General features: G+C 36.3%; 15 protein-coding genes and 1 pseudogene. 7 read left to right on the top strand and 9 right to left on the bottom strand.

Features of this window, described 5'->3' with window-relative positions; translation table 11 throughout:
- Positions 1–222 precede the first annotated feature (222 nt).
- Entirely contained in the window at positions 223–921 is a 699-nt protein-coding gene (locus tag MUW56_RS02550) for a LytTR family DNA-binding domain-containing protein (RefSeq protein WP_292011710.1), read from the bottom strand.
- Positions 914–1,975, bottom strand: a complete 1,062-nt coding sequence (locus tag MUW56_RS02545; RefSeq protein ID WP_292011709.1) for a sensor histidine kinase — start codon at positions 1,973–1,975, stop codon at positions 914–916. Before MUW56_RS02545 ends, MUW56_RS02550 begins: the two co-directional genes overlap by 8 nt.
- Before the next feature lie 186 nt (positions 1,976–2,161).
- Here MUW56_RS02545 and MUW56_RS02540 point away from each other — a divergent pair, with 186 nt between their 5' ends.
- Complete coding sequence (locus tag MUW56_RS02540) at positions 2,162–3,277, top strand: acyltransferase (RefSeq protein WP_292011708.1); 1,116 nt, start codon at positions 2,162–2,164, stop codon at positions 3,275–3,277.
- A gap of 73 nt (positions 3,278–3,350) precedes the next feature.
- Here MUW56_RS02540 and MUW56_RS02535 read toward each other — a convergent pair whose 3' ends face one another.
- Together MUW56_RS02535 and MUW56_RS02530 are read right to left on the bottom strand one after the other, a co-directional pair.
- The gene (locus tag MUW56_RS02535) at positions 3,351–3,569 is read right to left on the bottom strand and encodes a helix-turn-helix domain-containing protein (RefSeq protein WP_367118491.1); all 219 of its coding nucleotides are present in this window, start codon (positions 3,567–3,569) and stop codon (positions 3,351–3,353) included.
- Between the two features lie 563 nt (positions 3,570–4,132).
- Positions 4,133–4,570: pseudogene (locus MUW56_RS02530) on the bottom strand (TolC family protein); the annotation flags it as partial.
- A gap of 331 nt (positions 4,571–4,901) precedes the next feature.
- On the opposite strand from MUW56_RS02530, the gene MUW56_RS02525 reads away from it, so the two are divergent.
- Positions 4,902–6,410 carry an adenosine kinase gene (locus tag MUW56_RS02525; protein WP_292011707.1) on the top strand — a complete coding sequence of 503 codons (1,509 nt, stop codon included), beginning with the start codon at positions 4,902–4,904 and terminating at the stop codon, positions 6,408–6,410.
- A 1,645-nt stretch (positions 6,411–8,055) separates the two neighbouring features.
- A complete protein-coding gene (locus MUW56_RS02520; RefSeq protein WP_292011706.1) occupies positions 8,056–9,303 on the top strand; it encodes a hypothetical protein in 1,248 nt (415 codons plus the stop codon).
- A 129-nt stretch (positions 9,304–9,432) separates the two neighbouring features.
- Here MUW56_RS02520 and MUW56_RS02515 read toward each other — a convergent pair whose 3' ends face one another.
- Positions 9,433–9,789, bottom strand: coding sequence for a hypothetical protein (locus tag MUW56_RS02515; RefSeq protein WP_292011705.1), 357 nt, complete (start codon positions 9,787–9,789; stop codon positions 9,433–9,435).
- A 441-nt stretch (positions 9,790–10,230) separates the two neighbouring features.
- On the opposite strand from MUW56_RS02515, the gene MUW56_RS02510 reads away from it, so the two are divergent.
- From MUW56_RS02510 to MUW56_RS02500, 3 genes are read left to right on the top strand one after another with little or no spacing between them, the layout of a single operon-like run.
- On the top strand, positions 10,231–10,944 hold the full coding sequence (locus MUW56_RS02510; RefSeq protein ID WP_292011704.1) for a hypothetical protein: 714 nt from the start codon (positions 10,231–10,233) through the stop codon (positions 10,942–10,944).
- A gap of 11 nt (positions 10,945–10,955) precedes the next feature.
- On the top strand, positions 10,956–11,588 hold the full coding sequence (locus MUW56_RS02505; protein ID WP_292011703.1) for a hypothetical protein: 633 nt from the start codon (positions 10,956–10,958) through the stop codon (positions 11,586–11,588).
- A gap of 16 nt (positions 11,589–11,604) precedes the next feature.
- Positions 11,605–12,180: a DUF6705 family protein gene (locus tag MUW56_RS02500; RefSeq protein ID WP_292011702.1), complete on the top strand. Its 576-nt coding sequence runs from the start codon at positions 11,605–11,607 to the stop codon at positions 12,178–12,180.
- Positions 12,181–12,311: 131 nt separating this feature from the next.
- On the opposite strand, the gene MUW56_RS02495 is transcribed toward MUW56_RS02500, so the two are convergent.
- From MUW56_RS02495 to MUW56_RS02480, 4 genes are all read right to left on the bottom strand, one after another.
- Positions 12,312–12,782 (bottom strand): hypothetical protein, encoded by a 471-nt coding sequence (locus MUW56_RS02495; protein ID WP_292011701.1) that lies wholly within the window; start codon positions 12,780–12,782, stop codon positions 12,312–12,314.
- Between the two features lie 1,163 nt (positions 12,783–13,945).
- Positions 13,946–14,734 (bottom strand): PhzF family phenazine biosynthesis protein, encoded by a 789-nt coding sequence (locus MUW56_RS02490; RefSeq protein ID WP_292011700.1) that lies wholly within the window; start codon positions 14,732–14,734, stop codon positions 13,946–13,948.
- Positions 14,735–15,474: 740 nt separating this feature from the next.
- Positions 15,475–17,871, bottom strand: a complete 2,397-nt coding sequence (locus tag MUW56_RS02485; protein ID WP_292011699.1) for a hypothetical protein — start codon at positions 17,869–17,871, stop codon at positions 15,475–15,477.
- A 632-nt stretch (positions 17,872–18,503) separates the two neighbouring features.
- Entirely contained in the window at positions 18,504–19,289 is a 786-nt protein-coding gene (locus MUW56_RS02480) for an AraC family transcriptional regulator (protein WP_292011698.1), read from the bottom strand.
- A gap of 335 nt (positions 19,290–19,624) precedes the next feature.
- Between MUW56_RS02480 and MUW56_RS02475 the strand changes: the two genes are divergently transcribed.
- Complete coding sequence (locus tag MUW56_RS02475; RefSeq protein ID WP_292011697.1) at positions 19,625–20,956, top strand: TolC family protein; 1,332 nt, start codon at positions 19,625–19,627, stop codon at positions 20,954–20,956.
- Positions 20,957–20,958: the final 2 nt, after the last annotated feature.

Raw genomic sequence — 20,958 nt, 5'->3', positions numbered from 1 at the left:
GTATTGTAGAGTTCCTGCGAGACTGGTGTATAAGATTTTGATTGTGAGAAAGTGCTAGTCCATATTAAACAACATAATAGGGTTGAGAATAATGGAATAAAGAATCTGTTTTTCATATTTTATGGTTTTATAATTCGAAATTTTTCAAAAGCATGTTATACTTACTTTCAGGTTATCCAAATGTAACCAATTAAATTTTAGTAGATTATGAAGAGATATTCTTTAGTTGTTAATAGAACGTTTAGAAATAATAGCTATAAAAGTATCAAATTCATTTTTATAACTTCTTCCCACAGGGATTTGATGATTGCCAAGAAGAACCTCATTATTACTGAATGCAGTAATGAATTGAGCATTAATGATAAAAGATCTGTGAATTCTTACAAAGCCTTTACCAGACAAAGTTTTCTCCAGATCGGTGATTTTATTTTTTGAAATAAAACTCTCCTGGGAAGAAAGTACCACTCTGATGTCGTTTCCCTGGCTTTCAAAATAAGCGATCTCCGAAAGCATAATTTTCCGGTGCATTCCCTCTGTTTTGATAAGCATGAAATCCTGTTTAGCATCTTGAGCCGTTCTCAGTATGCGCTCTACAGATCTGAAAAACCGTTCAAAAGTAATGGGTTTCAGAAGATAATCTACTGCTTCCAGTTCAAAACCTTCAATAGCAAAATCACGATAGGCAGTCGTAAAAATGGTTTTAGGTCTTTGGGAAAGGGATTTTAAAAATTCAATTCCGTTCAGGTGCGGCATCTGAATATCTAAGAACATAAGGTCTACCGATTGGTTTTGAATTATTGTATAAGCATTCATGGCATTTTCAGCCTTTCCTATCAGCTTTAAATGATCGATCCTGGAGATATGCTTCTCCAATAATGCTGCTGCCAAAGGCTCGTCATCTACAATAATACAGTTAATCATATCGTGAAGGAGTTGTTATTTCAACCTTAAAAATATTGTTTTCCCGGGAGATTTTAAATATAAAATTTTCATGATAATAATGTTCAAGCTGTCTTTTTATATTTTCAAGTCCGATTCCTTTTTCATTCTTATCCTGATCCTGGCTGTAAGTGTTTTCAATACTGAAAACAGAATTCTTATCATTGGTCTGTACCTCTATGTTGATGGTTGTCTGTCCCGAGCTTTTCCCCGCACCGTGTTTAAACGCATTTTCTACTAAAGTAAGATACAGAAGCGGGGGAATGGTGTTGGAGGAGCTGAATAAAATCTGTTGGTTTATCTTTAATCTTTCATGATGATACCGAAGACCTTCCAGGGCAATATAGTCTTTCACAATGGTCATTTCATCTGAGACCGACACCCATTTTTTCTGTCCTTTATACAAAATATAATCTAAAATATCCGAAAGCTGGCTGATAGACTGGGAGGTCTTCTCAGAATGCGTCAATGAAAGGGAATAGATATTATTCAGGGTATTAAACAGAAAATGGGGGTTAAGCTGAGACTTTAGAGATTTTAATTCCAGCTCTGCTTTCTCTTTCTGAAGCTTTGCCGCACGTTCTTTTTCATCTTTATATCTTATAAAAAACAGAATGGAAACAAAGATGAATGCCCCGCTGACAATAGGGAAAGTGTAATGCAGCAAAAGGTATCTGAGATCTGTAAAAATGCTGAAAATACTGTCTTTAGTTTCATTAATAAAAAAAGGTTCTGCCACATAAACAATAAAAATCCTGTTGATGACCGAAATGATATAAAGGCTGGCCATCAGAAGCAGCGTAAATGCAATATATTTTTTCCGGTCAAAAAAATTCCGGATGAGGATAAAGTAAATCCAGTTAGCCCCGAAAATCTGAAAAATCCAGTGGCAGAAATTGTAAATAATGATGTCTTTAGATACCCCGGCATCATATTCTCCGTAGCTTCTCGCAGTACCAAAAAGGAATAAAGCGATCCAAAAGAAAAGCTGGAAATATATATTCTGCCTGATCAGCATTGCGGAAATGTTCTTCATAATCTTCAAAAATATAAAATCTTAAACGACGGTGAGTGAAAGCCTTGTTAAAGATGATTAATGAAGGACCAACAGCATCATTTTCCATTCGGATTGCTTATGATACTGTTGGCACCTGATACGCTGCTTTCCGCACTTCATCGTGATGAACATTCGGGAGTTTAGCAACATTTGTAAAAAAATATTATGACAGAGCATTCACAAAGGCTTTATGGATTGGATCATTTACGCTCATTGGCAATTATACTGGTTTTATTATATCACTACCGCGCATTTCAGCATCCCGGCTGGGTTGACAGTGTAGGAAGGTTTGGGTGGACGGGTGTTGACCTGTTCTTTGTTTTAAGCGGATTTTTGATATCAGGCCAGCTGTTTCGGGAATTGGAAAATACGCAGACCATTCACTGGAAAACATTTTATATTAAACGTTTTTTCAGGATTATTCCACCTTATGCTTTTACCCTTTTCCTGTATTTTACTTTTCCTTTTTTTCGTGAACGGGAAGCATTGCCCCAGGTATGGAAATTGATCACTTTTACTCAGAATTTTGGCCTGGATGTTATTGATCAGGGAACATTTTCACATGCATGGTCATTATGCATAGAAGAACAGTTCTACCTCATTCTTCCTTTATTTCTTTTATTCCTGCACCAAAGGAATCGGTTTAAATATCTGGTTATTTTAATCGTTCTCTTCATCGCATTTTCCTTGGTGTTCAGATTCATGATGTGGAATGAGTTTTTAAAGACTTCGAATAGGGATTCCCTGGAATTTTGGAGAGTATGGTATATGAAAATTTATTATCCCACTTATACGAGATTGGATGGGCTGGGAATTGGGGTTCTGATTGGCTATTTGATGCAGTTCTCGTCAGTATTTCAACAGAAGGTTCACCGGTATGGAAACCCGCTTTTCTTTGCGGGAACGTTGTTATTGGGACTTTCGTTTTGGATCTGTAATGAACAGGCTTCAGAAGGAGCTTCAATATTTGGATTCACAGGGGTGGCGGTGAGTTACGGATTTATGGTGATGTCTGCTGTTTCATCATCTTCATTTCTTTTCCGTTCCGGGTCCTTTATTACAGCACAGCTGGCAGCTTTATCGTATGCGATTTATCTTTCCCATAAAGGAATTATCCATATGGTTCAGCATACCCTTGATTATTTAGGTATTCAGACCGCTGATACTATAAGTCTTTTTATTTGCCTGCTGGCCTGCATTGCCGGAGCGTTGCTGTATAGATTTGTGATTGAGCAGCCTTTTGCCCAGCTTAAAAAGAGGGTGTTGAGCAGTAAAGTGTAAGTGGAATTAAAAAATCCCCGGAAGAGTAGCCTTTCTGGGGATGTATATCTGGCTGAAGGTCTTACCATTTATTTCATTCTAACGTGGGTTTGAGTTGGGTAGGAGATATACCATATTTCTTTTTAAAAGAGAAAGAAAAATGAGACAGGTCTTCAAATCCTACTTCAAGGTATATGTCTTTGGGTTTCTCTTTCTTCTCCATCAGCTGATAATAGGCTAGTTCGAGTGTTTTGGCGATCAGCCATTTTTGCGGAGTGACATTAAAGTGCTTTTTAGTAAGAATCAAAGTCATTCTTATTCATGAGAATAAAGTTTATTTTTTTTAACGTGTCAAAATTATTTAATTATTTGCGGACCCCGCTCAATAGAGGATATGAGATAAATCATACTAGTCTACTGATTTAGTAGGATAATAAAATTTCTATGATTTAAAATCGAATCATATTAGTTTAAATTATTGTTAATCAATACTTTAATTGATTTTAAAAAATAAGTTGAAAAATCTTAAAAAAGCGCATTGTAAGCTGTGAATAAAAATTAACAATTGAAGTCTATTGTTTTTGTAGACTTTTTGTTTATTTTATGACCCGGGACTCAGTTTCAGGAGCCTGATCCCGCTATCCACTCATACTCCTCACGCCAGGCAAAGGCCGGGGCATGTTGCGGGGTAACCGTTACTATCGGGGCTAGTTTTATGAATGATACATGATCGGGAATGGGTAATGGCGGTTATAGATTTTCAAATATCTGTGTACGTCTGGGAAGTCTGCGGCTCCTTAAGTTCAATCCAATAAACCCGTTTAAACAAAAAGAAGCCTATCTTTCGATAGACTCCTTCGATACAAAATAAGATTTTTATTTTTTAGTAATAGCCGGAGCGGTCAGAGGACTTTCATCCCATCCGCCGCCCAATGCTCTGTATACCGCCACACTTGCTTTAAGCTGATTCACTTTTTTCTAAGCCAGTTCAAATTTTGATTCTAACGCATCGCGTTGGGTCAACAAAACTTCCCTATAATCAGTACGGGCATACTTAAACAAATCATTGGAAATATCAATGGATTTAGTCAATGCATTAACTTCCTTAGATTTGATATCCACGCTGCTTTCAAGATTATGGATTTTAGACAGCTGATTGGCAGCTTCTATATAAGCTCCCAAAACGCTCTGCTCATAATGATACACCGCCTGGATCTGTTTTGCATTGGCATTGTAATAGGCTGCTTTGATAGCTCTTCTGTTAATCAAAGGAGCGGTAAGTTCTCCTGCAAGAGAAAACAGAAAAGACTGAGGCTTGATGGGATGAGAGACCGATCAATAATAATGTCAGTTATTTTTTCTGATTTTAATTCAATAAACCTTTCCCAATCCTTGTTTTATAATTGCAGAGACCATTTCCCGGCAGTTTTTGTATTCTCCTCATTAACTGTTCTTTCAAACCGTAAAGTTAAGAAGCTTATGCTTACTACCTCTCGCCGTAGGAGAGTGTTTAACGCAGAAGATAAAATGTTCAGGCATCCTGTTTTGACGGAATGAGGATGTTTTGTCCATTATCTTATCTGATACCAGAAAAATTAATTATATTTTTGAACATTATTTTATCAAAAGAGAACTCAATATGATTATGAAGAGAAAATATTTTACTTATGTTCTGCTTTTTGGATTTCCTTTATTCGGGTGCCAGCATAAAGCGGTTGACGAATCCACCTACCGGCAGAACTGGAAATTATTAGAGCAGGAAAATGAAGCGTTAGCTTTTGATGCTGACCTCCAATTGTCTGATGCTGAACTTACATTAGATAAAAAACTATTTCAGTTACGAAAGCAGTTCCTTAGTGAAACAGAAAAGCAAAAGATCGCTTTATATAATAGCTCCTTTAATGAAATAAAACCATTCATTGAAAGCAGCAAACTGTTTCAGGTCATTCAGTCAATGCCCAAAGGAGGCTTGCTGCACACGCATAGCGGAGGGATAACAGATGTAAAATGGGTAATTGCAGCGGCAAGAAGGTACCCGGAATGTTATGTTTATGATCAGCAAGATAATGACCAGTTTATTTTTGGGCAGCTGGCATTTTTTGAAAACGGGAAAGTTCCGAAAGGATTTGTCAGCCTCAATAAAAAGCTGGATTCAGACCCTAATTTTGAAAAGAAATTACAGGAGCTTCTCATCCTGAAACGAGACAACCTCTGTAAGTATACAGATTATTGGATTGAATTTGAGAAGCGTTTTAAACGGATTAGCTTATTGTTGCCTTACCGTCCTTTTTTTAAAGAATATTATGCAAAAGGCTTCAGGGATTTAGCGAAAGATAAAGTGCAGCACGTGGAAATCAGATTTATCTTTGATGAGCTCTACGATTTTCAACATGAAAAATATCCTTTAAAGACTTCGGTCACTGATCTGCAGGATGTCGTTAAAGAAATACACAAATCAGATCCGCAGTTTAGCCTGAAACTAATTTATTCAAGCTTTAAATTTTTAGATCCTGAAAGTATTGACAAGCAGCTTGAAACAGCTTTTCAGCTTAAAAAAGAATTTCCGGATATGATTTCCGGTTTTGATCTTGTGGCAGATGAAGCTGCAGGACACAGTATTTATTCTTTCCTGAAAAATTGGACAAAATTGGGTGTGCTGACGAAAAAATATGGAGTAGACATGCCTTTGTTCCTTCATGCCGGTGAAAGTAATTCTGTCTTTAACAAAAATGTCCTTGATATTTCATTATTGAACAACCAAAGGATTGGGCACGGCTTAAACCTGATTTATTTCCCCAAAACAATAGAGCTGATCAAAAAACAGAATAAATTGGTGGAGGTAAGCCCAATAAGCAATCAGATTTTAGGATATGTGAGTGACCTAAGGAATCACCCGGCTAGAGTTTTGTTAAGTAACGGGATACAGTGTTCCATTAATAGTGATGATCCGTCAGTGTATGGTTATGAAGGTCTCAGTTACGATTTCTGGGTAGCTTTTATCTATTGGGAACTGGATATAAAAGCCCTGAAAAAACTTGTTTTTAATTCAATCAACTACGCTTCTATGAATGAAAATGAAAAAAAACAGGCTCTTGCGTATCTGAACAAACAATGGATGGACTTTATCTTAAAAAACAATCAGAAGCTAGACTAACCAGAATTATTTACGGTCAAAATAAAATAGCATCATTGATTTCAGTGATGCTGTTTGTTTTTAATGCTATAAACGAAAGAAACGCTTACGCTGCCTGGCAGAGCTTTATTCAAACCATTTTATCAGCAGGCAGAAAATTTCATTTTTGAAGGATGAGGACGGACAACTAGCCCTCACACGTCGGGCTGTCCCTTAATTCCCTAAAAAACAGATTTTGATTCCTTGTTTGCTTTACCACAAAAGTCACAAAAGAATAAACACTTAAGTGATTGGAAGTGAAAATCTTTGGGCTTAAAAAGTACACTAAAGTTTTATGAAAATCTTTGATTTTCTTCTAAGGTGAACTTACTTATACCGTATCATTTTAAACCTTCTTAAGTGGTCTAAAGTGTTTAAAGATATATCAGGCATAGATTCCTTGCTTGCTTTACCACAAAAGTCACAAAAGCTTAAACACTTAAGTGATTGGAAGTGAAAATCTTTGGGCTTAAAAAGTACACTAAAGTTTTATGAAAATCTTTGATTTTCTGCTGAAGTGAACTTACTTATATCGTACCATTTTAAACTTTCTAAAGTGGACTAAAGTGTTTAGAATAAAGTCATGTCAAACCTAGTGTTTTTAAAGATATATCATATTCAGATTCCTTGCTTGCTTTACCACAAAAGTCACAAAAGAATAAACAATTAAGTGATTGGAAGTAAAAAAAAATCTTTGATTTTCTTCTAAGGCTTTGGGCTTAAGAAAGTACACTAAAGTTTTATGAAAATCTTTGATTTTCTTCTAAAAAGTGAACTTAAGGTGAACTTACTTATACCGTTTTAAACTTTCTAAAGTGGACTAAAGTGTTTAAAGATATATCAGGCATAGATTCCTTGTTTGCTTTAAACAAAAGTCACAAAAGAATAAACACTTAAGTGATTGGAAGTGAAAATCTTTGGGCTTAAAAAGTACACTAAAGTTTTATGAAAATCTTTGATTTTCTTCTAAGGTGAACTTACTTATACCGTATCATTTTAAACCTTCTAAAGTGGACTAAAGTGTTTAATATAAGATTTCTTGTGCCTTGCTTTAAAAAAGTCTGACATTCCTAAGTGAATTGAAAGTTTAAACTGCTTATTGTGCAAAAAACAAATGTCAAACCCAGTGTTTTAAAAATATACCAGTTTTATGAACAAAAGTCACAAAAGAATTTGATTTTCTTTTGTGCTAAGAAGTGTTTTATGAAAATCTTTGATTTTCTTCTAAAGTGAACTTACTTATACCATTTTAAACTTTCTAAAGTGAACTAAGGTGTTTTTAAAGATATACCAGATTCAGATTCCTTTTTTTGCTTTACCACAAAAGTCACAAAAGAATAAACACTTAAGTAATTGTAAGTCCCAAGCTTTGTGCTTAAGAAGTACACTAAAGTTTTATGAAAATCTTTGATTTTCTGCTGAAGTGAACTTACTTATACCGTACCATTTTAAACTTTCTTAAGTGAACTAAAGTGTTTAGAATAAGGTCTTTTGTGCTAGTGCCGGAATCATAAAATTTAATACAAATTTAATGCTGAGATCATCCCAATGAAAACGGAATCCGCCAGTTTCGTACGCAATTTATTGTAAGACGTATTATACCTTATTACACCACTAAAAACTTACTATGATTCAAAAACAAATACTTGGATGGATGCTCATGCTTGCGGTAGCGGGCATCGGATGCCAGAATAGTGAAATGGCTTCCGTTTCAATGGAGGAAGAGCTTCCTTCAAAACCCAATGCCGGTAGAGCAGCTGCAGAGGTCAGTGTCAATGCTTATGTAGACACCAGTACGTATATCAGTTCAGGCTTTAGCTTTTTAAACCCATCCCAGATTAATAAAAACCGGCAGGCGGTTGGCGGAAATGCTTACACCGAAGTCTACGGATTCAATATCCCGGAAGAAAACAGGGTAAGAGGGATCCGCTGGAACACGGATGATGAAACGACTTCCATCTGGCGGCCACAGGGCATTGCAGGATTTACCAGGGATGGCGTCCGTTACCTGCTGGTAAGCTGGTATGCGAAAGATGATGCCGAATATAAAGGTTCGCGCATTACCCTGATCGACATCAGTCCAAGTTCACCCACTTATCTAACGTATCGGCATATCCTGCTGGTACAGCCTGATATTCCTGCCGGTACCACCACCTATACCCAATATGGCTCTTACGCTCCACTGAAAGTACATGCCGGCGGGATTGCCTATTTTAAAGGAAAAATTTATCTCAGCAGTACGAATCTGGGCGTCCGGGTATTCGATCTGGATAAAATAATTGAAGTCAGTACAGGGGACACTGCCAACGACAAATGCGGTAAAGATGCCAACGGTAATTTATTCGCCTTCAACTATCGGTATATACTGCCTCAGACAGGGTATCAAAAGATCAATAATGCCAGCCCTTTTTCCACCATACAGGTCAATGATGAAGGGACTCAGCTCTGGACCGGACAATACTACGCAGGGAGTGCCGATACTTCCATTGTCCCTCAGGTCTTTGGCTTTCCTGTAGATGCCAATGGAATGCTTCAAAATTCAGGGATTGTTGCCGTAGCGCCCAAAAACAGCCTTTTTGCCGATAACCATGCCCACGGCATCCAGGGCATATTCAGAAAAGGGAACAGGACATGGCTTTCCTGTACCGGATCTCCAAGCAACTCTTACGGTTCCAATGCAAGACTGGCACGGTATACCGATGGAGCCGATGATACCGTACGCTACCGATGGCCATACGGAGCAGAATCCCTCTACTACGAATCCCAATACGGCTATCTATGGAGCCTCACAGAATATGAACCCAATGCCGGAGCTCAGAATGGCAGCCAGGTCAACCGTTGTATTTTTGCGGTGGATTTTTCTAAGTATGAATAGCGGGAAAATATAGAACGTTTTTAAGATATAAAAAGCATCATTGTTGTAATGATGCTTTTGTTTTGTTATTGCTTGCCTGAAATACAACCTAAAAATTCGGTAAACTTCAGAAAGGAGTGTGAATTATGATTATTTACTTTCTATTTGTATGGTATCTAAACCAGCATTAAGTACACAGTTATACTCACTTATAATGATGTTGATATTATTAGGCTCATTTACAGTTTTTAATGATGCTTTATATGCTATTTCTCTAATTGTCTGTATGTTTATATCATCATTTTCAATATGAAATATGGACTTGGGTAGCATATAGTATTTAGCTTCTACAGAATCTTTTATAATTTTTGAAAAAAAATCATCTTCTGTTTTCATGTAATCTTTAATGTATTCATTATTAATTACATCCTTAATATTTTTTTCCAAATTATCATAGTCTTTATCATCTGAATTTAATAGTACAAAATTTACAATATATCTTGACATGAGTATTAGTTTTAAATTTACTTCAAAAATATCACTAATTGTTGATATAAACAAGGAAACCCGCATTAAAGCCGATTTTTGTTATAATCTATCGAGTGTTCGAATCTCTTCAACGACATGAAAAGTGGGAGAGGAGAATTTTTGTAATATTTGAAGGGTGTAAATTTGCCAAGTAAGGTTTTTCAATTATTGTTTTTGTTGGATTGAAATAAGATCTCAAAGTCAGGAGATTGGAGATCGGTGGGTTACGTTGAAAAGTGATTGAAGCAGATAAAAGATTTTTTTGAATATAAAAAGCCTTTTTAACTTTGTATGTATTCTATATTATAAGAAAGTTTTAGTAAATTAAAATTCCCTTCATAGTGATTAAAAAATATATTATATATTTATAACGAAAAATAGGATTGATTTTTATTATTAATTCTCCTAAGACATTATTATATGAAGAAAAATTTATTAGTATGGCTTGCATTAGGTCTTTGTCTCCTATTATATTCCTGTCGCTCTGAAGATGACTTACTTAACAGTAAAGATGAAAAATACAGCGATAAATTCAGGGTATTTTCAGCTCAACAAGAAGAAAAAATCAATTATGGGAACGGTTTCAAAACATTACTGGAACGGTATGATGAAATTAATAAAGTTCAGCATACTGCTAAAGCATTAAAAAGTGCATTGAAAAATTCATCAAAGATGAGTGAAGAATATGTTGATCTTAATATCAGGTCTCAAGATGTTACTACCAAAAATAAGGAAATATATACTTTGTTTCCTTTAATTAGGAATGGGCAGGTAGACGGAATCATCATAGCGGTTTTAAAAAACAATAAAACTCAGGTTGAGTATCTCAAAATGTCTTCCGAAGCAGAACATTATAATGAAATAAAACAACTTTTCAGGAATGAATATTTTAAAAATATAAAGAAAAATAACCCATTACAGAGAGGAAATGGAGGTCCATGCAGTTCCGAAGGTTCTCCATGTGATACGGGAGAAGTCATCATTACTGTTCCCGGAGGAGGTGGTGGATCTTTGCCTCCAGGCGGAGGATGGGTTCCTCCCGGGGGATGTTCTCCATATGAAGATTGTTTAAGCAATCCTGATGCTGGAGGTAGCGGAGGTGGTGGAGGTACACCCCTGCAAACCCTTGTTTAAGATTAAAGACAATGACTGACACTCCAACATTTAAAGGAAATATAAAAACATTGGAAGGGAAAACGGGCGAAGGGTTCGAAAGTGGTTTTAGAATAGGTACCTCTGCTGGAAGCGTACAAAACCAGATGTTACAAAATAGACCAGGAACTAAGGAGGTTAGCTTAACTATATTTCCTAATACTGTTGTCATCATGCACTCTCATTATGATCAGTTATATCCTATATTTTCACCGGGGGACATCTTGTTTTTTAACCAGTGGATTAATTGGGCACAAAATTATAACAGTAATCCAGCAAATTTCCCTAAAATTCCTCTTGATCAAATTGTATTTACAATAGTCAGCAGTTGGGGAAATTATTCTTTCACTTTTGATGGTTCCGTTCCAACTCCTTTCCCTAATTTTACTCAACAAGAATTTGATAATTTTAACAGAATGTATATGCAACAACTTGATGCTGCAAAAAGTGTTGGTAATGTAAGTGGTAATATAAGTTTTGATTCACAAAAATTAGAAAAAGGATTTCTTAAATTTATGAATGAAAATATGAATATGCCTGGTGCAAAGCTTTTTAGAAATACTGCAAACGGAAACACCCAGCTAAGCCTTGTGAACGGAAAATTAACAGAAACAAACTGTCCTTAATATTAAAATAAAAAATATGAAGAACTTATTTTTAATTATAGTAACATTACTTTCATTTTCTTGCAAAGCTCAGGAATACCCTCTTAATACTGACCCAAGTGAAATTCCAAATAATGCTTATTTAAAGGATATGAACAATGAACTGGATAAGTACATTGGCTTATGGAAAGGAACCTGGGATGGTAAAACTATTTATATCCAGTTTAAAAAAGTTAAATATTATTTTTCAGTTCCTGGAGGAACTCATCCTTATTATAGTGATTTAATAATGGGAGAAAGAAAAGTAGTAGCAACTAACGGAACTGTAGAAATTGATAGGATTACTCATTTCGACGAGCAGGGTGCTGAAATAAGCGGAATATTTTCAAGCTTGAGAAATGGAAACTGGAAAAGATTATACTTTTCTCCTAAAAATATGTGTGGAAAGTCTGCTGCTTTAGATATTACAAATTTCACCGGAAATCAAATGACACTCCATTTTGAGTATATGCCAAGTATTTATAAAGAAGACTGTATTCATAACAGCTATGTAGATCAAAATGGTGATTTTCCTATTAACTTTCCAAAGGATATTGTTCTTACTAAGCAATAAATAAAAAATTATAGCTTTATCAAAGATCCCCACCTTCAAGTGGGGATTGTTTATTTAGAAAACCGCTTATATGCTTCAGCCATTTTGATATCATAATTATTCGCTTTGTAATGACTGGAAAAGTGTAAAAACTAGCGGACAAGAAGATATATTCCAACACCAACTGCGGTATAAGCAGCAACCGTAATAATATCAGCTATGGGTTGTGAAAAGCGTTTTTCGGCAATTTTATCGGAATTGATCTGGTTCTTATGGAATTTCAGAATTTTTTTTGGGTTATGAACCGGGTGTGCCACCAGACTGTCGCTTTCCCATCGGTCAACGATTATTTTATAGGATTTGCCTTCAACGTCAATTTTAACATTTTTATTAGGGGCAAGTTTCTCCTGAATATTGATCGGAGCGGGCGTTGGCTGTGAGTTCAGGCTTTGGGATTCAGCTGCGGTACTTTTCATTGGCGCAGCAGTAGTATTAACAAGAGCTGCATTCTTTTTAGAATCCTGCTTATTGCCGGCCGCGGGATCCACTTGTTTTTTTACCTGGTACGTATAGCAACTGCTAAGAGAACATAATATAATGATGAAATAAAGATTCTTTCGCATGAGCCAAATTTAAGAATTAAACGGAATATTTGGAATTTTCTTTTGAAAGATCTGGCTTTTAAAAGAAAATATGTTATTCAATCCACCGCTGATCTGCTTTTTCTTCAGTATCGTGTAAATTTTTAAACATATACATAACAAGAAATTTATTCGACACTTCGAGAATCTAACGATAACAAAAAATCCCAACTCTCGTCAGAATTTATTTATTCATAGGTTAAAAAAAAAATGACTGATGGTTGCTATTAAATAACCTTAAAAACATAAAAACATAAAAACAGGGATGAAGGGAGGGAAGCTGGAAGTTGCTTTTCGTTATAATGACTGATGGTCAGTATTAAATTACTTAAAGAGATAAAAACAGGGATGAAGGGAGGGAAGCTGGAAGAGGGAGGATGGAAGTTGCTTTTCGTTGTAATGACCAACGTTCAGTATTAAATTACTTAAAGAGATAAAAACAGAGATTGAAGGGTTGGAAGCTGGAAGAGGGAGGCTGGAAGTTGCTTTTCGTTGTAATGACTGATGGTTAGTATTAAATAACCTTAAAAAGATAAACAGGGATGAAGGGAGGGAAGCTGGAAGAGGGAGGCTGGAAGTTGCTTTTCGTTATTATGACTAATGGTTAGTATTAAATTACTTAAAGAGATAAAAACAGAGATTGAAGGGAGGGAAGCTGGAAGAGGCTGGAAGTTGCTTTTTGTTATAATGACTAATGATCAGTATTAAATTACTTTAAAAGATGAAAACAGATATTGAAGTGAGGGAAGCTGGAAGAAGGAGGCTGGAAGTTGCTTTTCGTTATAATGACTAATGGTCAGTATTAAATTACTTAAAGAGATAAAAACAGAGATGAAAGGGCGGGAAGCTGGAAGAAGGAGGCTGGAAGTTGCTTTTTGTTATAATGGCTGGCGGCCACTATCAGATTGAATTATTTAAAAGATAAAAGCAAATTTGTCTTTGCTTAAAAAAAATAAGAATATAGTTGAAATTCGGGCAATAAAAACGGCAGATCTCTGGAATATTGGCCATTTTTAGTACCCGAAAGGATGATCTTCGGACTCCTTTTCAGAAGATGAAGTTCGTTGGAGCCCAATTAAAAGTGATAAAGCTCTTTCTCGTCGTCGTTATAAATAGCCAGACTATACGGCCTGATCAAAATAACGTTATTCTATCCATAGATGTCCCATAGAATAGGTTCTGGCTTTACCTGCCACAATCACTCTTTCATTTTTGTTTTCACAATAGAGCTGGCCGCCTCTTTCGGACAGCTGGCGGGCAAAAAGCTTATCTTTTCCTAATCTTGACGCCCAGAACGGAATAAGCGAGCAGTGCGCAGAGCCGGTAACAGGATCTTCAAGGATTGATGACTGCGGGGTAAAATATCTTGAGACAAAATCACTGTCAGTACCTGCCGCTGTCACCACAACACCTCCCGGATCCAGATTGATACGATCAAAAATGGATCTTTCAATGTTGATATTTTTTATATCTTCCTCAGAATCATATACCAGAACATAGTCTCTTGACTTGAAGACTTCTCTTGGCTGTACGTTGAGAGACTTGGCTATATTATCAGGAAGAGTAGATGTTTCAGGCATTCTTGACGGGAAATCCATATAATAAAAGCCGTCTTTTATATCGACGGTTAATTCACCGCTTTTGGTTTCAAAAACGATGCTGTTATTCTGATAGTTTAAGATGGAAACTAAGCAATGAGCTGTGGCAAGGGTAGCATGCCCGCATAAGTCCATCTCTATTTCAGGCGTAAACCATCTCAGATGAATCGTATTGCCATTATCAATAAAGAAAGCCGTTTCTGCTACGGCATTTTCACGGGCTATCTTTAAGAGAATCTCGTCTGGTAACCAGTTTTTTAAAGGAACAACACACGCAGGGTTTCCATGGAAAAGCTCATCTGTAAAGGCATCTATTTGATATAATTCTAACTTCATGATTGATAAAATTTCGGTCTGTAACAAAGATAATTTATTTTTCTTACGGGCCTTTAGATTAATTGTAGTCTTTTGAAAACGGAGAAAGGGTGGGAAGCTGGAAGAAGGAGGCTGGAAGTTGCTTTTCGTTATAATGACTGATGGTTAGTATTAAATTACTTTAAAAAGATAAAAACAGTGATGAAAGGGCGGGAAGCTGGAAGAGGGAGGATGGAAGTTGCTTTGAGTTATAATGACTAATGGTCAGTATTAAATTACTTTAAAAAGATAAAAACAGGGATGAAGTGAGGGAAGCTGGAAGAAGGAGGATGGAAGTTGTTTTTCGTTATAATGACTGATGGTTAGTATTAAATTACTTTAAAAAGATAAAAACAGGGATGAAGTGAGGGAAGCTGGAAGAAGGAGGATGGAAGTTGCTTTTCGTTATAATGACTGATGGTTAGTATTAAATTACTTTAAAAAAAAGATAAAAACAGGGATGAAGTGAGGGAAGCTGGAAGAAGGAGGATGGAAGTTGCTTTTCGTTATAATGACTGATGGTTAGTATTAAATTACTTTAAAAAGATAAAAACAGGGATGAAGTGAGGGAAGCTGGAAGAGGGAGGATGGAAGTTGTTTTGAGTTATAATTAGTTACAGTCACTATAAAATTAAATTACTATATTTTAAAAAAGACAAATACCTATTTTTTATGACCTTTATAACATCCTACTTCCGGTTTCCAGCTTCAAAACTATCCTGTTATTTAAAAATTTCATTCTCATAGAGAAGATTGTCATCTTCATCAAAACTGATGATCAATACTTTATATTGCTTTGCACTGTCATTATTAAAAAACTTAATCCTCGGAGGAACATAGTCACTGTCAAATAAATTAGGATTCCAGTAGAGTGTTTCCCGGGTATCATTTTCAATTTTCGCCGGAGAATCATCATCTAACATTTCAATAGGAAATTCAGAAGGTTTATCATAGCCTTTTATGGTAGATGAGTTGTTCTTTTGCGCTTCTTTTTCATTATTTTTAGATTTCATATTGCCTTTCATCGTATACACTACTACCGCATCACCTATTAATCCTGATCCTTTAAGAATTTTTACCATCGCAATATTGCTTATGGGAAGGTCTGCAATCATCGATGGATCAGTAAGCATTTCATTTAAATAGAGCTTAGCCTGCTGGTTGCGGATGTAAGGCACGTTGACCCCTGAATTATTTCTTTGAAATGTTAAACCGGCCACTCTTCCTTGCAGCCAGTCCAATATGTTATTGGATCCGGAGGCATGCTGATCTTCATTGACGAAGTCAAATACGGTAGCATTAATGGAAGTAAACATTCCGCTGGACAGTTGTTTGTCTAATTCTTCTTTTGGATCTTTCTTTTTTCCTACTAATTCTACTTCTTGAATTTGTATATCATTACCCTCTGTTTTTTTAATATTTTTTTGAGTGTTGATCGCCCTGGAAATTGTTGGAGAAAGGGTTTTATTTTCACCGGCCTTTACCAGTTTATATTTTGTACCCGGGAAACTGCCTTTAAATTCGGTGGGAGTGACCAGTGGTTCTATGGTGACGAATACATTACCCGCATTGGACTCTTTATTATTTTCTGAATTCACAAATAATGAAACATCCAGAGGTTCATCATAGTTAAGATTATTTAAATAAATATATCCGTTCTGATCCGTTTTAAATTGATTGATAACGGGTTCATTTTTGCCTAATTTCAATACCAGATTTACATTCGTGTTGATCAGCAGGGCATTGTTTTTAATAGGTTTTACCCGGTAAGAAAGATATTTTGGAGAAGCGGTAAGAGCTGGTGCAGATCCGCTGAGTACGGAATTCCAGTCGAATCTTTTCCAGTTTTCAGACATAAGCAGAGCGTCCAAAGCTTCCGTATTGGCATTTTTAGAAAAATATTGCGCCGGACGGTCTATTTTTGTAGTAAAATCTCCTGTTAACCAAAGTGCGCTCAGTATATTTTCTTCCTCCGGATCGTGAGTGCCGCCATCCTCACTTACCAAAACAGTATAATTTTTAAAATAGGACTCCGGGGAAAGGTCAATGCTATTGAAAGATCTTGGAGTCTGTTTTAAGTCCTGACCTATAATTTCTGCTTTCTCAATCTTTAAATTACCGGGTTTTATAAAGCAGAGCCTTTGTGCAGCCAGATTGTCCTGCTCATCAAAAATGGCTAGCTGTAAAATACCGTTAGCTCCATTGCTGATTTTTGTAGGAATAAGGCTTGAAGCTTCATTGGTTAAGTGGTTAATATTTGCTTTGTAAGCAAGGTGGTTATTGATGGTTCCTACAATTTTATAATTCTGAAGCTGTTGTTTTAAGTTAACGCCTTTTAAGGTATATTTAATCCCTTCTTTAGAGCTGTAAACTTCTAAATGGAGACCGCTGCCTGCAACTTGCGGCAGATCTGTTGTTTGACTTTTCCCTGTATTATCCTGAATGATAGCCTGGTATTTTTTTCCTAAAGCTGGAGTGATTGTAAAAGAGGCCACATTTTTATCAAAAGATTTAAATGTCGTTATAGGAACATTCGGGTTTTGGGTGTCTATTATTTTTCCGGTCCAGCTTTCCGGCAAAGAAGTATTGCCTGATAATCTTACGGCAAATTTCGTAGGTATGCCGTTAATGAAAGTTCCCCCTTCCGGAAAGGCTTTTGCAGACCAATCAGAACTTTTAGAAATCACTAATGATTCAGTGGAGTCAGGATTGTAAACCGGAATAGTTTTAACAATCTGAAAATCTTCATTAAAATTGGTCATGTAAGGGGTATAAGCTCTTACAAAATAAATGTGTTCAGGCAGCTCTTCTTTCAGCTTAAAATCTCCGCTGCCTTCACCATTGGTCAGAAGTATCGTTTTCCAGTCTATTAATTTTTTATCAGAATTGTACAATTCAACAAATAGAGTAGTAGACAATGCAGACCGATTATACCCATCAAATACAAAGGTTTTAAACCAGATTTTGTCACCGGCTGCATATTGTGATTTGTCGGTAAGCAAGTATACTTTCTCTTGTTCATAATTATTCTCAAGATTGGTAATTGCTTTTTCTAATTGAGTTTGTGCCAGTACAGGCTGTACCATTGAAATAAGCAATACACAGAATATATTTTTCATAGAATCTCAGCGCATTTTAATTCCGTGCTAATTTAATCATTTAAAGACTTCTAACATTGATAAATATCTTCCGGATATGATTTCTGACCTAAGAAATATTGTGATAAGAAGAAAAAATCCAAATTAAAAAATAAAACGATAAATATGCAGGCTGTAAAAGTCTGGTATACAGCTTTTTATTGGTATGAAAAAGAGAGGCTCTGTAAAATTTCATTCTGAACGAAATGGAATGCAGTGAAGAATATTAAGTGTTTGATTTTTAGAAGCGTTTTGATGGTCTCAGAATGACAAAGGTCTGATTTTTTGACCGTTGAGACAGCCTCCCGACGTGTTTATCATTGTAATAAATATTCACCTTATCCTCTCTATCACTTTTTGCTTTCAGTACTAACTTTTTATAGTCGATGATTTTATCCTTTTCAAAAATGTTTTTTTGAAAAACGAGTTAAAGAAAAAAAATAATATAATTTTTGTTGAGGACCTAAAGACGGATGATATCCGTGATCACTTATTGTAACCGGAATGTAAATGGACAAGACCTTCCGCAAAGCTGCAGCTTTTATGGTCAATATTATTCCAAATTAGGCAGTCATTGTTTTTGCGCATAAATGTATTGATGCCTCATTAATGTATTACGAAGACATCGCCTTAAATTCGGTAGGCCTCATATTTGTCAGCTGGTGAAAATTATTACTGAATGCAGAGATATTCGAATACCCGACTTCATAGGCAATCTCCGTCATGTTCAGGTCGGTATCTTTGATCAATTCCATAGCCCGGATGATCCTCAACATTTTTACATACTGAATAAAGGTGATGTGAAGTTTTGTCTGAAATAATCTTGTCAGACTTCTTACACTTATACCCCATTCCGAAGCCGTCTGTTCTAAGGTCAGGTTTTCGTTCAGTTGATTTTTTAACTGACCGGCTATAGCCTGGAGCCGCTGATCGTCAGTAGTTGGAAGTTGAATCGAAAACTTTTTGAGGTTTTCTTTAGACAGTACCTTTCCCAGTGTTGTTAAAAACTCAAATTCCCATGATCCTTTGAAATAGTCACTGTGCCATTTTTCACTGAAAGACAGCATTTCAGCTAAGAGCTTGCTCACCGGATAGATGCCCAATTCATTATAAAAGTCACCTGAGATTTCTCCTGGAAAATAAATGTTGATGATATGCAGATCCTGCGTGTTGAACATCAGGTTATGAGGATAATTTTTCGGGATCCAGATATAATGATTGGACGGAATATACAAATCCTTTTCGTCTGTTTGCAGGTAAGCAATTCCTCCAAAAACCAATAGTAACTGAGCCTTATCATGCTGATGTGAAGGCAGACGCTGTTCGGTCTGCTGTCTTACCACCAGGATGGAGTCAGGATGCTGGTCAACACTATTGATAAGTTGCTTAAGAATTTCCATATGGCCAAATATAACAAATAATAGGCTAATTATATAAAAAGATGACTTACCGGTATACATACTTTTGTTATGTAAAAAGTAATAGAATCATTATGAAACAGAAAATCTCAAATCCTGATAAAGGCGTTGCGTGTGTGGTAGAGGAGAAACCTTGTGATCATGCAGTATCCCATTCGGCAGAAGCAATGACACACTGAATATCTACCGGTTTGCTTATTCTTATCCTTTCGTGCCCATGATGGATTTAACCTTTGTCTTTGATGAATTAAGAAAGAGGATAAAAAACGGGTTTCTAAAGAAAAGAGAATGTAAAATCACCCATAAGAAGAAAATCCATGAAACGATATAAATCAATTTCAATTTTTTGGGGCCTGCTGCTGCTCGCACAGACTCTTCATGCCCAGGATGCAGAAACGACCCAGACATTGAGTTTGGAAGAAATATGGAAGATTGCAGAAGCGAATAACCGCCAGCTCAGAGTTGCGGAGTTAAATCTTCAGCAGAGTAGTTTAGAAGTACTTGAAGCCAAAGACCGTCTGCTGCCGGAACTTTCCATAGGTGGAGATGTAAAACTCAATTCCCGGTTTCTCATATATGATCATGGATTATTCTCGTCTCCGCAAGATGTACCTGTAAAAGGGTATGGCTATGGAGCAGGATACAACTTAAATTTTAACCTCTTCAACGGAGGTAAAGACAGAAGAAACATCCGCATGAAAAAGGAAGAGGAGACACGCAGCCATTACGCAGCCGATCTGCAAAAGCATACCGTAAAATACAATGTTGCTATTGCCTATTTCGATCTGTATAAATTTCTGAACTTTCGTGATTTTATTGCTGCAGAAATTGCTGCTGAGAAAAAACAGGTATCTCTCATTGAAAGCTTACGTAAAAACGGTGTGGTGCTAAAGAGTGATGTGCTGAGAACCTCAGTGAAATTGTCAGAATTGGAATTAAGCCTTTCGGATATTGAGAAGAAAATCGACATTGTCACACAACGTCTCAATATCCTGATGGGCCGTGATAACGAAGCGAAAATCGAGATTAACTATCGGGGCGGTTTTGAAACGGAAGCTATCACAGATTCTGACTACCATGATTATGTAGCTGTTGCACTCAACCAATCGCCAGCCTATAAAATAGCCAATAGCGACATGAAATTGAGTGAGATGAATATCAAGCAAAGTAAGGCTGCGCTTTTGCCTAAAGTTTCCTTGTACTCCTATTACAATTATACGTATCCGCAGATCTCATTTTATCCTTATTCAAATGATTTATGGGCATTTGGACAGACAGGAATCAAGGTGCAGTTTTCTATTGATAATGTATACAAAGGCAGGCATTCCATTGCACGTGCCCAGGTCGTAAATAATCAGGCCAAAGAAAAAGCGGATATTAAAAAGGATGAAATTTCAATTCAGGTAAAGGAAGCTTATTTACAACAGCAACAGGCTTTGGAAAGTGTAGAAACGGCAGAAAAAAATATCACTGAAACTTCCGAAGCCGTTCGGGTCATCAGGAACAGTTATCTCAATCAGGAATCACTTCTGACTGATCTTTTGGAAGCAGAAAACGCTTTGCTGGAAGCAAAATTTAACCTGACAAGCGCACAAGCAGATTTCAAGCTCAGTCATATCCGGCTGCTGGCAATCACAGGAATTCTTTAATA

It is taken from the genome of Chryseobacterium sp., from assembly GCF_022869225.1.
GTDB lineage: Bacteria > Bacteroidota > Bacteroidia > Flavobacteriales > Weeksellaceae > Chryseobacterium.
This window is presented reverse-complemented; position numbering and strand designations above follow the sequence as displayed.

What these genes read in the sequence shown, in the direction of transcription:
- MUW56_RS02495 (WP_292011701.1), bottom strand. Translation starts at nt 12,782, where the DNA reads ATGCGAAAGAATCTTTATTTCATCATTATATTATGTTCTCTTAGCAGT.
- MUW56_RS02480 (WP_292011698.1), bottom strand. Translation starts at nt 19,289, where the DNA reads ATGGAAATTCTTAAGCAACTTATCAATAGTGTTGACCAGCATCCTGAC.
- MUW56_RS02475 (WP_292011697.1), top strand. Translation starts at nt 19,625, where the DNA reads ATGAAACGATATAAATCAATTTCAATTTTTTGGGGCCTGCTGCTGCTC.
- MUW56_RS02525 (WP_292011707.1), top strand. Translation starts at nt 4,902, where the DNA reads ATGAAGAGAAAATATTTTACTTATGTTCTGCTTTTTGGATTTCCTTTA.
- MUW56_RS02545 (WP_292011709.1), bottom strand. Translation starts at nt 1,975, where the DNA reads ATGAAGAACATTTCCGCAATGCTGATCAGGCAGAATATATATTTCCAG.
- MUW56_RS02535 (WP_367118491.1), bottom strand. Translation starts at nt 3,569, where the DNA reads ATGACTTTGATTCTTACTAAAAAGCACTTTAATGTCACTCCGCAAAAA.
- MUW56_RS02505 (WP_292011703.1), top strand. Translation starts at nt 10,956, where the DNA reads ATGACTGACACTCCAACATTTAAAGGAAATATAAAAACATTGGAAGGG.
- MUW56_RS02550 (WP_292011710.1), bottom strand. Translation starts at nt 921, where the DNA reads ATGATTAACTGTATTATTGTAGATGACGAGCCTTTGGCAGCAGCATTA.
- MUW56_RS02500 (WP_292011702.1), top strand. Translation starts at nt 11,605, where the DNA reads ATGAAGAACTTATTTTTAATTATAGTAACATTACTTTCATTTTCTTGC.
- MUW56_RS02490 (WP_292011700.1), bottom strand. Translation starts at nt 14,734, where the DNA reads ATGAAGTTAGAATTATATCAAATAGATGCCTTTACAGATGAGCTTTTC.
- MUW56_RS02540 (WP_292011708.1), top strand. Translation starts at nt 2,162, where the DNA reads ATGACAGAGCATTCACAAAGGCTTTATGGATTGGATCATTTACGCTCA.
- MUW56_RS02520 (WP_292011706.1), top strand. Translation starts at nt 8,056, where the DNA reads ATGATTCAAAAACAAATACTTGGATGGATGCTCATGCTTGCGGTAGCG.
- MUW56_RS02515 (WP_292011705.1), bottom strand. Translation starts at nt 9,789, where the DNA reads ATGTCAAGATATATTGTAAATTTTGTACTATTAAATTCAGATGATAAA.
- MUW56_RS02510 (WP_292011704.1), top strand. Translation starts at nt 10,231, where the DNA reads ATGAAGAAAAATTTATTAGTATGGCTTGCATTAGGTCTTTGTCTCCTA.
- MUW56_RS02485 (WP_292011699.1), bottom strand. Translation starts at nt 17,871, where the DNA reads ATGAAAAATATATTCTGTGTATTGCTTATTTCAATGGTACAGCCTGTA.